17 protein-coding genes are annotated in these 19,279 nt (G+C 42.9%); 12 read left to right on the forward strand and 5 right to left on the reverse strand.

Annotation, left to right across the window (positions count from 1 at the left end; genetic code table 11):
* Positions 1-46: 46 nt before the first annotated feature.
* Genes ASG85_RS13825 through ASG85_RS13835 form a run of 3 tightly spaced genes read left to right on the forward strand, consistent with a single transcriptional unit; the run spans position 47 to position 6,217 of the window.
* Positions 47-3,151 carry an efflux RND transporter permease subunit gene (locus tag ASG85_RS13825; protein WP_060646529.1) on the forward strand — a complete coding sequence of 1,035 codons (3,105 nt, stop codon included), beginning with the start codon at positions 47-49 and terminating at the stop codon, positions 3,149-3,151.
* A 12-nt stretch (positions 3,152-3,163) separates the two neighbouring features.
* Positions 3,164-4,468 carry an efflux RND transporter periplasmic adaptor subunit gene (locus ASG85_RS13830; protein ID WP_060646530.1) on the forward strand — a complete coding sequence of 435 codons (1,305 nt, stop codon included), beginning with the start codon at positions 3,164-3,166 and terminating at the stop codon, positions 4,466-4,468.
* A gap of 36 nt (positions 4,469-4,504) precedes the next feature.
* A complete protein-coding gene (locus tag ASG85_RS13835) occupies positions 4,505-6,217 on the forward strand; it encodes a hypothetical protein (RefSeq protein ID WP_057306919.1) in 1,713 nt (570 codons plus the stop codon).
* A 356-nt stretch (positions 6,218-6,573) separates the two neighbouring features.
* Here ASG85_RS13835 and ASG85_RS13840 read toward each other — a convergent pair whose 3' ends face one another.
* Entirely contained in the window at positions 6,574-7,473 is a 900-nt protein-coding gene (locus ASG85_RS13840) for an AraC family transcriptional regulator (RefSeq protein ID WP_060646531.1), read from the reverse strand.
* Between the two features lie 159 nt (positions 7,474-7,632).
* On the opposite strand from ASG85_RS13840, the gene ASG85_RS13845 reads away from it, so the two are divergent.
* The 3 genes from ASG85_RS13845 (at position 7,633) to ASG85_RS13855 (ending at position 11,255) form a co-directional block, all read left to right on the forward strand.
* Positions 7,633-8,475, forward strand: coding sequence for a sugar phosphate isomerase/epimerase family protein (locus tag ASG85_RS13845; RefSeq protein ID WP_060646532.1), 843 nt, complete (start codon positions 7,633-7,635; stop codon positions 8,473-8,475).
* A 5-nt stretch (positions 8,476-8,480) separates the two neighbouring features.
* Complete coding sequence (locus ASG85_RS13850) at positions 8,481-9,503, forward strand: Gfo/Idh/MocA family protein (protein WP_060646533.1); 1,023 nt, start codon at positions 8,481-8,483, stop codon at positions 9,501-9,503.
* Positions 9,504-9,887: 384 nt separating this feature from the next.
* Positions 9,888-11,255, forward strand: coding sequence for an MATE family efflux transporter (locus ASG85_RS13855; RefSeq protein WP_060646534.1), 1,368 nt, complete (start codon positions 9,888-9,890; stop codon positions 11,253-11,255).
* Positions 11,256-11,436: 181 nt separating this feature from the next.
* On the opposite strand, the gene ASG85_RS13860 is transcribed toward ASG85_RS13855, so the two are convergent.
* Positions 11,437-12,201 carry a MerR family transcriptional regulator gene (locus ASG85_RS13860; RefSeq protein WP_060646535.1) on the reverse strand — a complete coding sequence of 255 codons (765 nt, stop codon included), beginning with the start codon at positions 12,199-12,201 and terminating at the stop codon, positions 11,437-11,439.
* A 168-nt stretch (positions 12,202-12,369) separates the two neighbouring features.
* On the opposite strand from ASG85_RS13860, the gene ASG85_RS13865 reads away from it, so the two are divergent.
* Positions 12,370-12,996 carry a LysE family transporter gene (locus ASG85_RS13865; protein ID WP_156390245.1) on the forward strand — a complete coding sequence of 209 codons (627 nt, stop codon included), beginning with the start codon at positions 12,370-12,372 and terminating at the stop codon, positions 12,994-12,996.
* Positions 12,997-12,998: 2 nt separating this feature from the next.
* Here the strand turns inward: ASG85_RS13865 and ASG85_RS13870 are convergent, their stop codons facing one another.
* Both ASG85_RS13870 and ASG85_RS13875 read right to left on the reverse strand, forming a co-directional pair.
* Entirely contained in the window at positions 12,999-14,396 is a 1,398-nt protein-coding gene (locus tag ASG85_RS13870) for an amino acid permease (RefSeq protein ID WP_057306913.1), read from the reverse strand.
* 76 nt (positions 14,397-14,472) lie between these two features.
* Positions 14,473-14,766 carry a Rieske (2Fe-2S) protein gene (locus ASG85_RS13875; RefSeq protein ID WP_057306912.1) on the reverse strand — a complete coding sequence of 98 codons (294 nt, stop codon included), beginning with the start codon at positions 14,764-14,766 and terminating at the stop codon, positions 14,473-14,475.
* Positions 14,767-14,855: 89 nt separating this feature from the next.
* Between ASG85_RS13875 and ASG85_RS13880 the strand changes: the two genes are divergently transcribed.
* From ASG85_RS13880 to ASG85_RS13900, 5 genes are all read left to right on the forward strand, one after another.
* Positions 14,856-15,947: a threonine aldolase family protein gene (locus ASG85_RS13880; RefSeq protein WP_057306911.1), complete on the forward strand. Its 1,092-nt coding sequence runs from the start codon at positions 14,856-14,858 to the stop codon at positions 15,945-15,947.
* A gap of 44 nt (positions 15,948-15,991) precedes the next feature.
* Positions 15,992-16,897, forward strand: a complete 906-nt coding sequence (locus tag ASG85_RS13885) for an RNA ligase family protein (protein WP_057306910.1) — start codon at positions 15,992-15,994, stop codon at positions 16,895-16,897.
* 93 nt (positions 16,898-16,990) lie between these two features.
* On the forward strand, positions 16,991-17,680 hold the full coding sequence (locus ASG85_RS13890) for a metal-dependent hydrolase (RefSeq protein ID WP_057306909.1): 690 nt from the start codon (positions 16,991-16,993) through the stop codon (positions 17,678-17,680).
* A gap of 28 nt (positions 17,681-17,708) precedes the next feature.
* On the forward strand, positions 17,709-18,017 hold the full coding sequence (locus ASG85_RS13895; protein WP_235549448.1) for a Dabb family protein: 309 nt from the start codon (positions 17,709-17,711) through the stop codon (positions 18,015-18,017).
* A gap of 23 nt (positions 18,018-18,040) precedes the next feature.
* Complete coding sequence (locus ASG85_RS13900; RefSeq protein ID WP_057306908.1) at positions 18,041-18,763, forward strand: metallophosphoesterase family protein; 723 nt, start codon at positions 18,041-18,043, stop codon at positions 18,761-18,763.
* Between the two features lie 7 nt (positions 18,764-18,770).
* On the opposite strand, the gene ASG85_RS13905 is transcribed toward ASG85_RS13900, so the two are convergent.
* On the reverse strand, positions 18,771-19,160 hold the full coding sequence (locus ASG85_RS13905) for a helix-turn-helix domain-containing protein (RefSeq protein ID WP_057306907.1): 390 nt from the start codon (positions 19,158-19,160) through the stop codon (positions 18,771-18,773).
* Positions 19,161-19,279 lie beyond the last annotated feature (119 nt).

Raw genomic sequence — 19,279 nt, forward strand, 5'->3', positions numbered from 1 at the left:
CATTTGATGAGAATAAGTTTACGCTTGTCATGAGGGGAGTACAGGAATGAATCGATTAACACAGTTTTCCATGAAGAATGTCTCGGCATTATTCATTATCATGATCATGCTTTTTGTTGGCGGATTTTATTCATCCACACAGCTTAAAGTAGAGAACATGCCAAACGTTTCTTTTCCAGTAGTTGCTGTAACAACTACCTATACAGGAGCGCCCAAGGATGTCATGGATGAAATTACGGCTCCTATTGAAGAAAAGCTAGCGAACATTGAAGATCTTGATTCCATAACTTCAACTTCGAGTGATAATTTCTCCATGATTATCGTTCTGTTCAAACAAAATGTAGATATTGACAAGAAGAAGCAGGCCGTTCAAGATATGTTGGCTGAAGTTAAGCTTCCGGCTGCTGCAGGAGCGCCAAAAGCGTCAACATTCGGTGCTGCATCTTTCCCTTCCAATTACTTAGTCGCTTATGCGAAGGACGGGGTAAGCCAAACAGAGCTCGACAAGTCTTTTAAAGATAAAATCAAGCCAGGTCTTGAAGGAATTAAAGGGATCGACCATATGGACGTTATTGGTGCCAGAAGCACATCGCTCGATATTGAGCTGGATGCTGCTGCGCTTGATGTATATGGATTGTCACCGGCTCTAGTGAGCAATGCAATTAATTCCGCTGCGACGAAGAGTCCTATCGGTAGCGTAGAAATTAGCGGCAACAATAAGATGACTCGTGTCACTGGCAATTTATCAAGCTTGTACGATTTGCAACAGGTTGAAATCACCACACCTAAAGGAGATATTGTAACACTAGATCAAGTCTCTAAGGTAAAGGCGATAACGGAATCTGACTTCAATGGCAGACTGGATGGCAAGCCAGCTGTTGGTATGATTTTGTACAAAGCAGGCAGTGCTAATGCGGTTGATTTCTCAGGATCCATCGAGAAGCTCATTCAGGAGTGGGAAACATCACTGCCCAATATTACTTTCAAAAACACCTACGATAGTGCAGATCAAATTAAAAAATCGATTACAGGACTTGTACGTGAAGGAATTGTAGGGGCGATATTGGCTTCCTTAATGATTCTTATTTTCTTGAGGAACATTCGGATGACACTCATTGTTCTCGTCTCGATACCACTTTCCATTTTGATCACATTATTATTAATGTCGCAATTAAATTTGACGCTCAATACGATGACACTCGGTGGTATTTTTATTGCAGTAGGTCGCGTAGTCGATGATTCCATCGTTGTTATCGAGAACATATATGCTTCGTTGGAAAAAGCGCAGGAACGCAAAGAATCTGTCATTGCCTTAGCGACAAAGCAAGTTTCGATGGCTATTACGTCCTCAACTTTGGCAACCGTAGGGGTTTTTGCACCACTTGCTCTAGTAACGGGTGTTGTGGGAGGGTTCTTTAGACCCTTTGCTTTAACCATTGCTTGCGCACTTTTATCTTCCTTAATTGTAGCTTTAACGGTTATTCCGATGCTCGCTAAATTGCTCGTTCTTCGCAGTAAGCCGGGTAAGGGACACCATGATGAATCAAAGCCAACTAAATTAACAACATTCTACGAAAAGGCATTAACATGGAGTTTGAAAAATCGGATAAAAACATTGTTAATTTCAGGACTTATGCTGGTAGTCACAATTGCAGCGACAGTACCTTTCCTATCGGTTTCGTTCTTGCCTAGCTCGAAGCCGGCGACAACGATGTACTTCCAGCTAAAAATGCCGTATGCGACTTCTTTTGAGGCTACAGATGCGAAAACGAAAGAAATTGAAACCGTCTTGCTAGATACGAAAGATTCCAATGGCGAGCCTGTGTTCAAATTCGTTGAAGCCTTAGTCGGTTATGCAGGTAAAGATGACGAACGGACGCCATATGCTTCACAGATTTTTGTCCAAGTGAATGACAAGGTCGATCCGAATCAAGTAAAAGACCAAATGAAAGCTTATATTCTCTCTGAACTTCCAAGCGGATCTGAAGTAGAGCTTAAATCCATGGAAGGTGATTTCGGTGTCTCATCGACTGACTTTGCCTATACGCTGCAAGGGGAGGATCAGCTTCAATTAGAGAAAGCGGCCGGTTTGGTTAAAGAGAAGCTAAATACATTCACGGAGCTAAGTGAAATTGGGGATAACCTGAGTGATGCCAAAACAGAAATTGAAATTGCTGTGGATCAGAAAAAAGCGAGAGCATACGGATTAAGCTCATCGACTGTTCGTGATACCGCACGTGCGTGGATTCAAAAGCAAAATCTAGGAGACATGAAATTCGATAATATCGTTTATACAACAACGGTATCGTTAGATAAATCGGACAAAGATACACTAGAAAAGCTAGGCAATATCCCATTGACCGGATCGAATGGATCAAAGGTTTTATTGAAAGAAGTAGCTAAGGTCAGTGAAACGAAAGGCGCTGCTTCGCTCGCACGTGAGAAACAGCAGCAGCTTGTGAAAGTGACTGCAAAAATCAATGCAGCTGATAAAACGGGTGTGAGTGCCAAAATCAGCGCTGCGATGAAAGATATCGAATTGCCTGAAGGCGTGACACCCAAAATTAGTGGTGTTTCGGATGATGTGAATGAAAGCTTCATGCAGTTGTTCATCGCGATGGCTGCGGCCATATTCGTAGTTTACTTGATTATGGTATTGGCCTTTGGAAATGCAAGTGCACCATTCGCCATCTTGTTCTCTCTACCGCTTGCAGTTATTGGGGGTCTTCTCGGACTTGTCATAGCAAGAGAGCCGTTAACCGTAACCTCTATGATTGGTTTCCTCATGCTTATTGGGATCGTAGTGACGAATGCGATTGTATTAATCGATCGTGCCCAACAGCTGCGCGAAGATGGATACACGGTACGTCATGCTCTAATTGAAGCGGGAAAAGTAAGACTTCGTCCTATTATTATGACCGCTGGAGCTACCATTATGGCATTGGTGCCTCTTGCGCTCGGTATTTCTGGAGAAGGCGGATTAATCGGTAAAGGACTGGGTGTAGTCGTTATCGGTGGTTTGATTACCTCTACGCTATTGACACTAGTTGTCGTACCGATTGTGTACGAATTGATTGAAAGTATAAAGAACCGTATAGGTCGTATGTTCAATCGTAAGAAAGTAAACGAAAAAACGATGTTAGAGGTATAAGGAGGCACATAGATGATTAACGATAGTTCGCGGAAACGAAAATTTAAATCCCGTTCGATGGGGGTGATAGTCCTATTGACCGCTGCGGCGGTCCTGGCCTCAGCTTGTTCAGCTCCAGGTGCAAAAGGGGCTGCAACGGTGCAGTTAGCACCAAAGGCGATTAAAACAGATGTCATAAAGAAGCAGAAAATTAGCAATCCGATCGAACAAGTTGCTGATGTAGCGGCAGGAACGACGCTTGATGTCGTATCGAAAGCTAACGGTGAAGTAACGGAAGTGCTGAGAAAACGTGGAGAGTATGTTGAGAAGGGGGATATTCTCTTCGTTATTGATAATAAAGATGCCTTATCTGCCAAAAGGAAAAGTGAGCTTTCTGTAAGAAGTGCCCAAGAATCCTTGCAGCAAGCAAAGGATAATAAAGTAAATAACCGCAAGGATCTAGCGGACAATGTAACTAGATCGCAAACGGCAGTCAAGAATGCTGAGCAAGAATACAACAAAGTTCGTAATGAATATGACGCAGGCATTGCCGTTCAGCATCAGGTGGATCAATCCAAACAAGCGCTGGATAGCGCCAAGATGAATCTAGATGCTGCACAGAGCAAGCTTTCAGCTTTTGACAACTCGGATTCTATCTCTTCAATTCAAACACAGGCTGAATCCGCAAGCCTATCTCTAGAAGATGCGACTCGCTCATTAGAGAATTATCAAGTTAAAGCACCAGGTAACGGAGTTCTAACGGATTTCAACGTAGTGGTTGGGCAAACAGTAGCTGCCGCGGCAGGGAAAGTTGGGCAAGTCCAGCAGATTGATCCAATCAAAATCAAAACCGAGCTTACAGAAACGAATTTCCTCCTTGTTAAAGGAAAGCAAGAACTCATTTACTATAATCCGGATACTCCTGACAAAAAAGGAACAGCTAAAATTAGCTATTTGGCACCTATTATGAGTGCTGCAACAAAAACGTACACGTTAGAACTGGAAGTTCCCAATAGCGATCATCTGCTGCAGCCAGGTAATCGATTCATGGTACAGCTTACGACTGAGACGGAAGAACAAGTGGTTGCTATTCCTACATTAAGCATCATTCGTGAAGAGTCCGATACCTTCGTCTTTGTTCAGCAAGGTGATCAATATCAGAAACGGAAAGTGAAATTAGGACGCATTAACGGAGAGTATCAAGAAGTGATTGAAGGCGTCAAAGACGGCGAGAAATTGGTTACTGCCGGACAGAACACCTTGAAGGACGGACAAAAAGTAGACAGTGCTAATGCTAGCGCGGGGCCGCAGCCGACAACAACACCAACAGCCAAATAGACATCAGCGAAACTTCACAATAAGGAGAGTACTTACATGAAAAACAAACCATGGAAATCTAGTCTGACAGCTATCATGCTAGGAGCAATGATCGTTCAAGGCGGCACGGCCGTATGGGCGGCCGACTCAACGACGCCTAGTGCCTCTGCACCAACAGTCAATTACGGATTGACACCTGATATACGTGCCGCGATCAAAAGTGCAGCCGTGACGCCAACCGCGTCAGGTTCACAACTTGCGGTTACTGTTCGCTTATATAACGGAGGTGCCGTGCAGAACAGAGTTCCCGAGCACGAGCTTCGTGTTCAAACTGCTAGTGGCGTTTCGTATACCTTGAAACCAAGTGCGAGCAATAAAGAAGCTTTGCAGCCCAAAGAAATCGGCGAGCTTGTGTACATGACTTCCGTTGATAGCAAGGAAATTGGTCAAATTGAGCAATTATCCTTCGTCAATGTAGATATCTATTCCTATCCAAAGGTGGAAACTACACTGCTAGCTATACCAACTAAATCCGTGTGGTATGGCGGTACAGGAAATACAGCTTTGCAGAGTCTCGAAAACTTAGCATGGGGTCAAGCATTCACCATTCCAGGGGTTAATTCAGGACTGACCTATTCACCAGTCGAAGTTTCTATGCAAAATACGGCGTCAGGCCGCGTAGCTGTCGTAACGGTATTAGCTAGTAATCCCGGCGCGGGGCGGGAAACCGTTCCTGCTTTCCGAATGGACGCGCAGTCCGAGCTGAAAAGTTATGAAGGCAAACGTTCCGAAGTAGACCCGGTGACCTTGGAGGCAGGCGAAAAGAAATACATTCATTTCGCGATTCCAGTGGAAAATGGTGTGACACTGTCTAACCTTCTCGTTGTATCGACGGATACGTTTGTACCCAAAGGTGGAGGTCAAGCCATTACGCTAGCAACTGGAAAACTAGCTATCGCATGGCCAAAAGAGCATGGGAATTCTGCTGCAGCGCCTTACACAATGGGTCAGCCGATCACATTTGATGCTTTGACCAAAGTTGTTGATAAGTCAACAGAAGTATCGCTTATGGAGCTTCATCTGCATGAGAATCCAGGTGAAGGCTACCAAACTGCGGTAGCTAAGTTCAAATTAACGAATACGAGTACAACGCCTACAGCAACGCCTGCCTTCCTATCGGAATTGGTTAATGCACATGGTGTTACTTATCAAGGTTCCCGCCAAACGAATGTAACGACGACGCTAAATCCTGGATTAAGCTACGTAGTAAGCTACTCCTACATTGTGCCGCAAACCGAAGAGAGAACAAGCTTCTCGTTAAAGCTGCTCGATTCCGTGGCTGCTGCACCTTTTACAACAACGATTGCCGCTCTGCAAACGGATGTACAGAAGGAAGAAACGGATTCCACCATTTCCTTATATCCATTTGATCTGACGTTCAATGATGTCACAGTGAGCACACAGACGACTGCTCAATTGGCGTATACGTACAAGTTCCGACTTGATCTGGACATTAAACAGAAAGAAAATGTCGTGGTTGACAACAACTTCTCGAAATTGAAATTTGAAATTGTTGATAACGCCGGACGTGTTGTCGGTTCTAAGGACGCTTCCTTCACAGGTGTAAATAAGTTAATCAGCGGGAAACAAATGCTGGATGCAACGAATATTACAACCGATCAATTCAGCTATCCTTTCACGGTCAATGTGTATGAAACAATCGAAACGCAGAATGGAACGGCTAAGCGTTTATTGAAAGTCATCAAATAAGGGCCAGTTCAACAAAAAAGAGAAAGCAAGGTTATACTTGCCTTCTCTTTTTTTGTTTTCTGTCGATTAAAAGGGAAAGTCTCACTTGACCTCTAGTTTGGGGAACGTCGATTCGTTATTTTGGGAATTCTGCAATGAAAATCAAAATAGAGGAACGTGAGTGCGCTATTTGATCAAAATAAACGATCCGGAGGAAAAAAATGCGAAATAACGCATCATCGTTCCTCTTCCTCAGCATTTCGTGTGTTTTTCGTCCAAATAGCGGATCGACGTTCCCTCTACAAAGTTTGGTTGGGACTCAGCATTCATGGTGGTGACCGTCAGGCCATGTTAGTTCGGGACAGCCCCTGTTCATGCTACAAACGAGCTTTAACGGACTTTGCATAGGCGGAAGGCGGCATGCCAACGGTTTTCTTGAAATCTCTTGAAAAATAGTGAATGCTGGCGTACCCCAACATGGCTGCAATCTCTGTAAAATTATATCGGCCATCTCTAATAAATGTTTTGGCTTGTTCAATTTTGAGGGACTTGAAAGCTTCCAAGACGCCTGTCTGCATCTGGGATTGGAAAAGTTCCTTCAATCGGCTTTTGCCCAAGTGAAACGTTTGGCATAAATGGTCTTGCGTGAAGGATTGAGAAAGATTGGCTTTCAAATACTCCATGATTTGCTGAACGATTCGTTGTTCGGCTTTTTCTTTTTGAAGGGATGATTGTTTGTATTTCATAGAATCTGGCGTGGAAGCTTGCTCTTGATTCCGAATGAGTGTGATTAACAAAACCTCTAAATAGGATTTGATCATTTGTTCGCTGGCAAAAGGCGCATGCGGATTTCTTTCCAAATGATGAACGGTTGGTTTGTCAAAAGGGGGCAGGAACGCCTGAAACCCTTCTTGGATTATGAGGGATAGGATATTTCTTTCCCGATCTCCTAATGCCAGAATCTTTTTCTCGAAAATAGCCATGGCAGGAGACGTGCATTCGAAGCATATGACGATAAGATTTGGCGGTGTATGCTCGTGCTTCACGCTAACCGTATGGAATTCCTCGGGTTTGTGGAAGATCATATTTCCTTGATGTAGGGTATGAATGTGATCATCGGCACGAACTTCAACTTCCCCTTTGTCCACGTAAAGAATCTCCCAGAAGTCATGTTGTTCTCCGTCAAATACAAATCCCTTTGCATACTCGAAATAATGAAAGGAAAAGAGGGTTTGAATGGTAAGTGATTCCTGTAGTTGTATACTTGGGAAATCCATGCTGCTCGTCCTCTCTCAGACTCGATCTTGTTCCAAACTCAGTGTTAATCTCATTTTACCATATCCGTTTTTGCAAAAGTGCAAATAAATCGGCTTTTTGGATAAATCTTATCGAGCGCGGCTCTTTTATAATAAAGGGAAGAGACGGAGGAGATAACGATGAAAAAAGGGATTAATATTTGGTCATTTCCAGGCTCTATGAATGTGGAGCAATGTATAACCGTAGTTAAACAAGCAGGATTCGACGGCATTGAGTTGGCTCTAAATGAGACTGGCCAATTAAGCTTGGAAAGTAAAGAAAGCGAAATCAAGGAATACCGTAAGCTTGCGGAAGATCAGGGCATTGAGCTTTCGAGCTTAGCCAGTGGATTATACTGGACTTATTCTTTAACAAGTGGACATGCACAAACGCGTCAAAAAGCGAAAGATATCGTCAAGAAACAATTGGAGAACGCTGCAATTCTAGGTGTTGATACGATATTGGTTGTGCCAGGTGCTGTTGGCGTTGATTTCATTCCGGATTCTGAAGTGGTTCCATATGATCAAGCCTATGACTACGCTTTGGAAGCTTTCAATGAGCTTTCCGATGTTGCCCATTCATTGAAGGTATCCATTGGTATAGAAAACGTATGGAACAAATTTTTACTATCCCCGCTTGAAATGAGAGACTTTATCGATAAAATCAATTCGCCATATGTGGGTGCTTACTTTGATGTAGGGAATGTCTTATATGCCGGCTATCCAGAGCATTGGATTTCCATTTTAAATAAACGTATCAAAAAAGTGCATTTCAAAGATTACCGCCGCGCCGCAGGAGGCTTGCACGGTTTTGTGGATCTTCTAGCCGGTGATGTTAATTATCCAGAGGTTATGAAAGCCCTTCAAACTATCGGGTATGACGATTATGTCATTGCCGAAATGATTCCAGGTTATACGCATCATGGTGAACAGATTATTTATAATACATCGGGTGCCATGGACGCCATCTTAGGGAGGAAGTAATCAACATGCTAAGAATCGGATTAATTGGATTAGGCTTTATGGGCAGGACTCATCTGGAGAATTACGTTCGCCTGGAGTCAGAAGGAGTTCCCATTCAAGTTGTGGCTTTGTGCGATATTGACAATGAGAAGCTTGAAGGTCGCGCGGCTGCAGGCAACATCGATACGGGTTCATCTGGCATTGACTTCGGCCGCTACAATAAATATACAAGTGTGAGCGAAATGCTTGAGAAGGAACAGCTTGATTACGTAGATATTGCACTGCCTACTTATCTACACAGAGACATAGCGGTTCAATGTTTGAATCATGGTCTTCATGTTTTGTGTGAAAAACCGATGGCGCTCAATGCGGCGGAATGTAAAGATATGATTCAGGCAGCCGAGGCGAATGGAAAGCAGTTAATGATAGGTCAATGCTTAAGATTCTGGCCGGCCTATGTATACCTCAAGCAGGTTGTTGAGGAGAAAACGTTTGGTCAGGCACTGGGGGGTTATTTCTACCGCGGGGGAGCAACTCCGACATGGGGACCTTGGCTTACACAAAAAGAGAAAAGCGGCGGAGCACTGCTAGATATGCACGTTCATGATATTGATATGATACATTGGTTGTTCGGTAAGCCTGAATCCGTATCCTGTTTGGCACGAAATGTCGTTCCCGGCAGCGGATATGATGTGGTTTCTGCCAACTATCTGTATGAAGATGGCAAAGTCATCAATGCTCAAGCAGATTGGACGCTTGAAGGAGATTATGGCTTCGACATGCAGTTCCGAGTTAATTTTGAAAAAGGCAATGTCGTTTTCAAAGGCGATTCCTTACAAGTAAATGTGAATGAAGGAAAAGGCTTCAGTCCTGAACTATCCCTGGAAATGGGTTACTATAACGAACTTAAATATTTTATTGAGACGCTACTTTCAGGTGAAAATATTTCAATAGCGACTCCCTCCAGTACAATGGGTAGCATTGAAATTGCTGAGGCTGAAATCGAATCCGCGGATAACCGTGGTGCATGGGTTAGCGTTAAAGGTTAAAAGGACACTTTAGGAACAGTAGAGAAAGCCTTGGAAATCGGAGCCGATTCCCAAGGCTTTTTTCTAGCTTTTAGTTACCGGCATGTTTATTTGCATCATCAATGCCGTTATTACTGTTGTTTTTATTCTTGTTACTGTTTTTACCTTTGTTTTGTGGATTGTTTTGACTTTTTTGTTGGTTCGACATTAGCCCACGTCCTTTGATCTTATTTTCAAACCTTCATTATTGTGAGCAGTCTCAGGCTTATTATTCACGTATAGTCCAACTTAAAGGTATCACGTGACAATGTATTTTTTAATGGATTTTAATAGCATTTGACTGCAATCGCTTACGTATCCTACACTAATAACATTTGAACGGAGAAAGTGTAGGGATTGAAGGACATGGAATCGATAGCATCTTGGAAAAAGCTTGGTCTATTCGCTGTCACATGGCCGATTTTCGTTGATTCCGTCCTGCGGATGATGCTGGGAACGGCAGATGTGTTTATGCTCAGTCTGATCTCGGATCAAGTGACTGGAGCAGTCGGTTTAGCAAACGAAATTATTGTTTTCTGCATTATGATGTTTGGCTTCGTTGGGATTGGAACGAGTGTGGCTGTGGCACAAAATCTTGGCGCCGGTAGGGCAAAAGAAGCCAGCCGCATTTCAGCTCTCGCGATTACGATAAATTTGATTTTTGGAATTTTGATTAGCATTTTGTTGGTTGTCTTTGGTGAATCGCTGATGCGTCTAATGAATTTGGCGCCGGAGCAGGTAGAGATAGCCAAAAAGTATTTAAATATCATTGGCGCGTTTATATGGATTGAGGCGTTGTCCTATGCGATTTCATCTGTGCTCCGTTCCAATGGTCAGACTAGAGACGTCATGTTTGTTACGTTGGGTGTGAACCTGATTCATGTAGCTGGTAACAGCCTTCTTATCTTTGGAAACCTTGGTTTTCCGGAATGGGGAGTAACAGGGGCTGCGGTATCCACTGTTGTAAGCCGTCTTATTGGGCTTATCGTTTTGATTGTCATCTTATATCGCCGTATTCCCGTACCGATTCGTTTGAAGCACTATGTCACATACGACAGCCGTATTGTGAAGCAAATCATGAGCATCGGCATACCGTCAGCCGGTGAGCACCTGTCTTGGCAGTCTCAACATATGATGATCGTCAGTTTTATTAATATCATCGGTCAAGCGGCTTTGAGTACGCATATCTACATGATGAATATAACTAATTACTTCATGGCGCTAGCTATGGCAATAGGAATGGGGACCGAAATCATCGTGGGTCATATGGTAGGTGCTGGGGCATTCAAGGCAGCCTATCATAAGTTAATTCGCAGCTTGCGGATTAGTCTTCTTGTGACCTTTGTGGTTGTGGGAATTGCTTCTATTTTCCGCAAGGATCTGATAGGGCTATTCACCGACAATCCGGAAATTATTGCGATGGGTTCTAGTATTTTAATACTCTCCGTTCTCTTAGAACCTGGCCGGACATTTAATCTAGTTGTCATTAACTCCCTTCGTGCCGCTGGAGATGCTAGATTTCCAGTCTTCATGGGGATTCTATCGATGTGGGGGATCGCAGTGCCGCTTGCATATTGGTTAGGTATTGTCATGAAAATGGGCCTGCTAGGCGTATGGGTCGCATTTGCAGTAGATGAATGGGTTAGAGGTCTACTCATGTATCTAAGGTGGAAGAGCCGTGTATGGCAAAGTAAGGCGCTCGTGAAGCCAACTGTAGGAACAGTCGCCAAGTAAGAATTCGATAGAAGGCAAAGAAGCACAGGACCCTTGAGGGTTCTGTGCTTCTTTTAGTAAGAGTAGAAACATGAGCGTAGCAGCTGGCGACTGGTACAATACTAGTATATTCAGATTCTTGTAAAAGAACTGGATGATTAACGGGATAATAGAAAAAGTGCTAGTGTCCCATTCAATAGAATTACTTCTTCAAACCAGTGTAAATATGGATGGCATCTCTCAGAAACTCTGCCGTACCGGGCTGCTTTTCATCATAGTAAGCCTTAAACCGTTCGTCATCCACATACATTTGGGCTAAACCAGCATGCGCTTCTTTACTATACTCGTTCCAGTAATAGCTTAACCACATCTTATGCAAACCCGCGGCTGCTTGAGCCAGTTCACTGGCAGGGTCCCCATTTTTGAAAGCTTCCGCCAATGTAGCTTTAACTTCATTCGCCAATCGCGTTATCTCGTCTTGCTGTTCCTGTGTCATGTTTTTGATTTTTTGGTTGGACTTATCCACGGTTTCATCGCCATACTTCTCGCGAATTTCTTCCCCGTATTTTTCCTCGTTATCTTCGATCATCTTTTGCTTGAAGCCTTCGAATTTCTCCTTATCTGTCATGGTTACTCTCCCTTCGGTTAAGGCAATTGTTTTTTCAACATTTGCAATCAATGCATCTAATTGTTTTCTTTTGTCGAGGAGTTGTTCACGGTGTTCTTTCAGGGCATTGGCTCCATTGAAGGAAGGGGCGGTGACAATTTCTTTAATACTGTCCAGACTGACGCCTAACTCTCTGTAGAACAGAATTTGTTGTAACCTATCCACTTCCGCTTGACCATAGATTCGGTATCCTGACGAATTGATTCTTGCCGGCTTAAGAAGTTCAATCTCATCATAATATCGAAGCGTTCTGGTGCTGACCCCAGCCAATTTGCCCAGATGCTGCACGGTGTATTCCATCTGTTCACCTCCTGACAACTTAACTGTACAGCTTTACGCAACGTGAATGTCAAATGCTTTTTTGAAATTTATTCTGCAAGTCATACAAGTCATACAAGTCATACGCAAGGAATAGGATGATACGAGCCTTGAAGCATGTACATATTTTAATGAATGGGTGATTCAAAGTTGTATACGATTCTTAGTTTTTTTCTCTTGGGTTTATCTTTGGCTGCGCCAATTGGTCCTATTAATGCAGCTGTGTTAGACAGAGGGATTAAGAAGGGCTTTTTTCATGCTTGGGTAGTGGGTATTGGAGCACTGATTGCTGATGCCTTGTTGATGATCCTCATTTATTTCGGACTCGTCCATTTTCTAACTACACCTTTTATGAAAACGTTCCTTTGGTTATTTGGCTGCTTTATTTTGCTTTACACGGGTATCGAAAGTTTGATTGATGCGGGGAAAATAAAGGAAGAAAGTTATAGAAATGAGATAACGCTATCGAAATCGTTTTTCTCCGGTTTTTTCATGTCTATAACTAGTCCCTTGTCCATACTCTTTTGGCTTGGTATCTATGGGTCGGTTTTAGCTGAAACCATTGCTGAATTCGATAGAAACCACGTATTATTGTATACGGGGGTTATGTTCACTGGTATTTGTATGTGGGATGTTTTTATGGCATCGTTAGCCAGTACGTTTCGAAGATTTCTCACAACTCGCGCGCTCTCGTTCATATCCATCGCATCAGGACTATCCTTGATTGGCTTTGGGTTGCATTTTGGGATTAAAGCCTTCCATGCCCTCTTTGGATAATGCTAGGTCGCTCCTTCACGATTATCATGTTTAGGATTTGGCAGCTCTTTCGGTTTGTAAGATGTTCCGTGGGTGTTCTTTTTCCATTTGAAACTCATGCCTATTGTGACCAAGCCTATAATCCCGACAAATAGGAGGCTTATCCAGAATCCTGGTCGGCTCGTTTCATGAAAGACTGTACCCGTGATAGCTGTAAGGATTAGTGCCATGCCCAGATATCGCTTGATCTTTCCCCATGCGGATAGTTGTAGTAAACGGCCTGATGATAGCAGGATGAAGAGCCAGTTCAAGAGCAGCATAATCCCAGCGGCTGTTGTTACGTATTCATAAAGCTCCTCTGGCAGCAAAAGAGCCATCAGCACCGCTACAGCAATACCTCCAGTCGTAAAACCGATGGCGAATAAAGGCATTTGTCTTTTCCCTGATGTTTTTTTGGCAAAGATCGAGGGGGCATCGTGATCTTTGGCTAACGTGATAAGGATAGTTGTCACCGCAAATAAAGAAGCAACCATCGTAGAAAATCCTGCAATAATGAGGATCGCGTTAAACGCATGCGGGACAAAAGGAAGATTGTAACTTCCCAATGCAACCTGAAACGGGCTTTCCTTTCCCTGTAAGGCATTCAAGGGGATCAAGATTAAAGCAAGAATAAGAGATGCGATATAAAGCGTTGTTAAAAGAAGGATCATGATATTGCCTGCTTTTGGAGCCTCTTCGGGTTTCTTCAATCTTGTGGCCATTAAGCCCATGATTTCAATACCGCCAAAGGCGTAAAAAGCATAAATAAAAGAGGACCAAGAGCCCATTAACCCAGCTGGCAAGAAGGTTTCTTTGACCATCTGGAATCTCGGCTGATGAGCTCCACCCGTGATAAATCCTAAGACTGCGGCGCCTGCTATAAGGAGAAACATAACAATGGCGGATACTTTGATAATGGCAAAAATGTGCTCTGTACGCTCGAATGCTTTTGTCCCAAGCAAGATAACACCGAGCCCAATCAAGGCGTAAACCGTTGCAAAAATCCACATAGGTATCGCTGGAAACCAGATTCGGGTAAAGAAGGACAAAGCTGTTAATTGACTTCCCATAATTAAAAGCTCTGAGCTCCAATAGACCCATCCGCTGCTGAAGCCTGCCCAGCGTCCAAATGCTTTTTTGGCATATGCCCTAAAAGATCCTTGCTGGGGATCTGCTCCCGTCATTCGCGCCAAAACATCAAAGACAATATAAGTGCCTAAGGCTGCAAGAATGAACATAAAGATGACGGATCCACCGCCTAATTTGATACCAATCCCTGAGCCTAAGAAGTAACCCGTACCAATCGTACAAGCAACTCCAAGCAATGACAGCTGCCACCACTTCATAGTTCCTGGCTTATCACTCTTTTCTTTTGTGGACATATAGCCTCCTAATGCCATTCGTCTAGAAATAACAGCTGTTAGTATAGCTTGTCCATTGGTAAAATATACTTAGAGATTAACGCATCTGAGCTAATAGAGTGCCGTCTCTTAATATGACTTCATAAGAGGGGAGTCTAGCACTTGGCACATTATGGCAGCGACCCGTATGTACTTCAAACGTCCATCCATGCAGAGGACACACGAGCTCTCCGTCTTCAAGGTCAACGGTGTAACCGGCATGAGGGCAAACACTAGACAGTAGGGTGTATATTCCATCTATCTCCGCAAGGAAGTACAGGTTATCCTCTACTTGAACCTCTGCCGGAAATGATGTGAATTGATCCTTTGTTCCGATTATGATTTCTTTCATCTTTATTCTCCTTTTCAACCAGATTAGTTTGATTATAAGTCACGGCTGTTGTTTCACCAAGTGAAAAATGACAAAGGAGGATCATACAAATGAGCAAGAACAACCCATTATTAGAAGCGTTTCATCAAGCAAGTTACCCAGTAAGTGGCCATAGTAAAAGAAACATTCAGGTTTTGAAAGAGGTATTGAATGATATAGATGGGAATCTGGACAGTGATATGTATGGTTCAGGTAAACTTATCGAAAGTTTTCAAGAAGAAATGGCGACGTTCTTGGGTAAAGAAACAGCCGTATTTTTCCCTAGTGGAACTATGGCACAACAAATTGCCTTAAGAATCTGGTCTGACAAGAAAGGTAGTAAGAAAGTGGCTTATCATCCTTTGAGTCATTTAGAAATTCATGAAGAAGACGGGTTAAAAGAATTGCATCAAATTGAAACTATTTTGCTTGGGGATAAGGACAGACTGATTCGGCTGGAAGATGTTCTCCATATGCAAGATGATATTGCTTGTTTATTAATAGAATTACCGCAACGTGAAATTGGCGGACAGCTGCCGGACTACGAGGAGCTTGTTGCGATTTGTACTTATTGTCGCGAAAAAGGAATTAAATTGCATCTAGACGGAGCCAGACTATACGAGATTCTACCTTATTATCAAAAAACAGCAGCAGAAGTTTGTGAGCTTTTTGATAGTGTGTATATTTCTTTCTATAAAGGGGTTGGCGGGATCGCAGGAGCCATACTTGCCGGTAGTGAAGCTTTTACAAAAGAGTCCAAAGTATGGAAAAGACGATACGGAGGCGATTTAATTAGCCTTTATCCGTATATCCTAAGTAGCGGCTATTATTTCAAACGGAGATTGCCTAAAATGAATCAGTATTATGAAGAAGCCAAAGTGCTTGCTGAATACTATAATCAATGCCATGGCGTTGTGACAAAACCATTAGAACCCGTGACTAACATGTTTCATGTGCATGTTGATCTGCCGAAAGAGAAGCTTGAACCTCTATTAGTAGCCTTGTATGAGGAGACAGGTATAGGATTAACCCCCTATGTAAGAGAGAGCAGCGAGACAACATGTTATTACGAAGTAAATATCGGTGATCGCTTTGCGAATATACCCAAAGATGAGCTTAGGAAAGCATTCCAGCGGTTGGATGTGAAAATGAGAGCTGTTTAGATCGGTTGCGAAAGTGCCACACTGGTGTTATGGGGTGGTTAGAAATGCTCTTTGAGCCAATAAAACCAATGATTGTGAGTATCGGTAAAGAAGCTTTTGATGACGAGAATTATATATTTGAACCCAAATGGGACGGATGGCGAATCCTCTTGCATAAGCAGGGGAATCGCATTGAAGCTTTTACACGTAACGGCATGTTGATTTCCAGTAAATTTCCGGAATTGAAGGAAGCAGCAGCGGCGATCAAGGCTCAAACGGCAATTCTTGACTGTGAGGGAATTGTTATGCGCGGTGGCAGACCGGTATTTGATGATTTTTCTTATCGTGGCCGATTAAGTAATTCTGCGAGGATTAATCACGCGGTAAACACACATCCCGTAACATTTGTAGTATTTGATGTCCTTTACACAGATAGAGCTCATTTGGATGAATCGTTGACGCAGCGAAAACAGCGGCTTGGCGACATCGTCGATTCTACCCCCGTTATCATGCCTACCATGTTCGTAGGAGGACAAGGTAAGGCGCTTTTTGAGTTAATGAAAACACGAAATATGGAAGGCATTGTAGCGAAGCGAAAGAACTCCAAATATCAACTGGATACCAAAAGTGCCGATTGGCTGAAAATGAAATATTTTAAATCGATTGATGTGGTTATTTTGGGCTACAGAACGAATCCTTTTGGTCTCGTTATTGGCTTGAATTTCAGAACAGTGAAGAATAAGCCAGTTGGAGTGGTTGAGTTTGGCTTTCTGCAAGAAGATAAGCAAATGTTTTTAGTGCTAGCTAAGCAATTGAACACGTTCATGGATGACAAAACACAGTGGATCGAACCACGCTTGTGCTGCCGGATTGACTATTTGGAGCGAACAGACACGCACCAATTAAGGACTACGGTGTTTCGTGGTTTTTTGCCGGATAAGAAGCCTGAGGAGTGTAGATGGGAATCTTAAAGAAGCAAGTGGTAAATAAAGTATGCTAAAATAGGCACAGGCCTAACCAAGAACACTTCATTGAAATCAGCTAATTAAAAAAGGAGCGATTATATGAACATTATTTTTCATGGACAAAGCTGTCTTGAGATTCGATTAAAGGAGCATACGCTCATCATTGATCCCTTCTTGAACCATAACCCTCTGGCCGCTGCAAAACCGGAAGATATTAAGGCCGATTACATACTCGTTACTCATGGTCATGCCGATCATTTAGGTGATTCACTAGAGATTGCAAAGCGCAACGAAGCCACTATTATTGCACCCAATGATTTGGGGAGGTACTTATCTTTCCAAGGCGCAAAAACCCACGGAATGGGGATCGGCGGCGAATATCAGTTTCCTTTTGGTAAAGTAAAAATGACATTAGCGCTGCATGATTCTTCTTATAACCCGCCAGGAACCAAAGAAAATATTTATACAGGGATGGCTAGTGGTTTCCTCATTACAGCTGAGGGGAAAACGATTTACCATGCAGGGGACACAGGCCTTTTTGGAGATATGCAATTGCTGGGTAAATTAAATGATATTGATCTTGCCTTCCTACCAATCGGAGATAACTATACTATGGGCCCCCGGGACGCTGTTATCGCAGCACAATTCTTACAAGCAAAAATGGTCGTTCCGATGCACTACAACACATTTCCGCTCATTAAGCAGGATCCGAGTGCTTTTGTTGATAGTCTGGCTTCTGAGGGAATTAAGGGTCTTATCATGGAACCTGGTCGAAGTCTAGCATTCTAAATTAATCCTTAAGGAGGCTTTATTAGCCATGATGTTTGAGCACCTGGTTTCGTTCAGATTTAAAGAGAATTTAGATCCACAGAAGGAAAAGGAATTGCTTGAAACCTTATTGTCATTAAAAAATAAGATCCCTGGGATCGTCGATTTATCGGCAGGCGTAAATGTGACAGAAGAAACAGACAATGTGCAAGGATACACGTTAGGACTTCGTGTGACTTTTGAAGATCAAGAATCTTTACGACAATATGGACCGCATCCTGCGCACCAGCAATTCGTGAAATCATTAGAAGGAATTATTGAGAATGTCATAGTGATTGACTACCCAATTGTGAAGTGAGTGATAAACAGGGGGAAAACCGAGTGAAATTAGCCTTTATTTCGGATATACATGGGAATGCAATCGCTCTCGAAGCTGTTTTGCAAGATATAGCTAATCATGAGATAGACCGTATTTATGTACTGGGTGATCTTTGCTATCGTGGACCAGATCCCAAACGATCTCTTTCTTTGGTCCGTTCTTTAAATACTCAGGTCATTAAAGGAAACGCAGATGAATGGGTTGTGCGCGGCGTAAATCAAGGAGAAGTCCCAGAGCAGGTCATTGACATGATGAAGAGAGAACGGGAGTGGACCGTTGCACAATTGGACGAGCAGGATATCGCATACTTGGCGAGTCTGCCTACTGAAATGAAGCTTGAGATAGAGGGTATTTCTATTCATGCGTTTCATGCGACGCCAGATAGCCTGTTCGAAATCGTACTTCCTGGCGCTGGTGATGAAGTGCTGAAGTCAAAGCTTATGTCCGCGTCGGATGCGGATATTTTCATTTATGCTCATATCCACAGACCATTCATCCGTTATATGGAAGGTAAAATTCTATTGAATACCGGAAGTGTGGGTCTACCTTTTGACGGTATGTCTAAAGCTGCCTATGCCATTGTTGAAATTGAAAATGGACAAATCCGAACATCGATTGAACGTGTTCCATATAGGATTGAAGACGTAGTCAAGCAATATGAAGAAGTCGATTACCCGAATGCAGAAATGATGACGAAAATTGTTCGAAACGGTCTTGTGAAATGAGAATGAATCATTGAGCGTCGGTATTATTCGTTTGGCGGTCTTTCCAAAATAAGACGGTCAGCATACGCTCGACCCATTCTTTATCTTCTGTCGTTAGTACAAAACCATCAAACATGAGCTCATTCTCTCGGAGAAAACGTCGCAAATTAACGGGATTGCTTTGAAATTGCTGTTCAGACGGAGAAGATTCCAGATATCCAGCGATATCCATCAGTTCGGAATAGGAAGTGTTAAGTCCTTCTGACAGCTTCATTAATACTTCCGGCGAAGGTATGCCGCGGTTACCGTTCTCAAGTTGGGAAATATAAGCTGCTGAGACACCTGAACGGTCTGCAAGCTCACGGATGGTGAAGCCCTTTAATTTGCGCATATCTTTTAATTTATCGTAGAAATACATAGACCCTCACTCACCCTCACTAACAAAAGTAAACATTAGTAAACGATTTAATAGTAACAGTTTACTAAAGTAATTACAATCGAAGTACCAGATAAAATTGATCCATTTTAGGTTACTTA

The sequence above is a fragment of the Paenibacillus sp. Soil724D2 genome (genome assembly GCF_001427935.1).
Lineage (GTDB): Bacteria > Bacillota > Bacilli > Paenibacillales > NBRC-103111 > Paenibacillus_E.

Excerpts from the sequence above, each read along its gene's own strand:
- ASG85_RS13825 (WP_060646529.1), top strand. The coding sequence starts at position 47 with ATGAATCGATTAACACAGTTTTCCATGAAGAATGTCTCGGCATTATTC.
- ASG85_RS13830 (WP_060646530.1), top strand. The coding sequence starts at position 3,164 with ATGATTAACGATAGTTCGCGGAAACGAAAATTTAAATCCCGTTCGATG.
- ASG85_RS13835 (WP_057306919.1), top strand. The coding sequence starts at position 4,505 with ATGAAAAACAAACCATGGAAATCTAGTCTGACAGCTATCATGCTAGGA.
- ASG85_RS13840 (WP_060646531.1), bottom strand. The coding sequence starts at position 7,473 with ATGGATTTCCCAAGTATACAACTACAGGAATCACTTACCATTCAAACC.
- ASG85_RS13845 (WP_060646532.1), top strand. The coding sequence starts at position 7,633 with ATGAAAAAAGGGATTAATATTTGGTCATTTCCAGGCTCTATGAATGTG.
- ASG85_RS13850 (WP_060646533.1), top strand. The coding sequence starts at position 8,481 with ATGCTAAGAATCGGATTAATTGGATTAGGCTTTATGGGCAGGACTCAT.
- ASG85_RS13855 (WP_060646534.1), top strand. The coding sequence starts at position 9,888 with ATGGAATCGATAGCATCTTGGAAAAAGCTTGGTCTATTCGCTGTCACA.
- ASG85_RS13860 (WP_060646535.1), bottom strand. The coding sequence starts at position 12,201 with ATGGAATACACCGTGCAGCATCTGGGCAAATTGGCTGGGGTCAGCACC.
- ASG85_RS13870 (WP_057306913.1), bottom strand. The coding sequence starts at position 14,396 with ATGTCCACAAAAGAAAAGAGTGATAAGCCAGGAACTATGAAGTGGTGG.
- ASG85_RS13875 (WP_057306912.1), bottom strand. The coding sequence starts at position 14,766 with ATGAAAGAAATCATAATCGGAACAAAGGATCAATTCACATCATTTCCG.
- ASG85_RS13880 (WP_057306911.1), top strand. The coding sequence starts at position 14,856 with ATGAGCAAGAACAACCCATTATTAGAAGCGTTTCATCAAGCAAGTTAC.
- ASG85_RS13885 (WP_057306910.1), top strand. The coding sequence starts at position 15,992 with ATGCTCTTTGAGCCAATAAAACCAATGATTGTGAGTATCGGTAAAGAA.
- ASG85_RS13890 (WP_057306909.1), top strand. The coding sequence starts at position 16,991 with ATGAACATTATTTTTCATGGACAAAGCTGTCTTGAGATTCGATTAAAG.
- ASG85_RS13895 (WP_235549448.1), top strand. The coding sequence starts at position 17,709 with ATGATGTTTGAGCACCTGGTTTCGTTCAGATTTAAAGAGAATTTAGAT.
- ASG85_RS13905 (WP_057306907.1), bottom strand. The coding sequence starts at position 19,160 with ATGTATTTCTACGATAAATTAAAAGATATGCGCAAATTAAAGGGCTTC.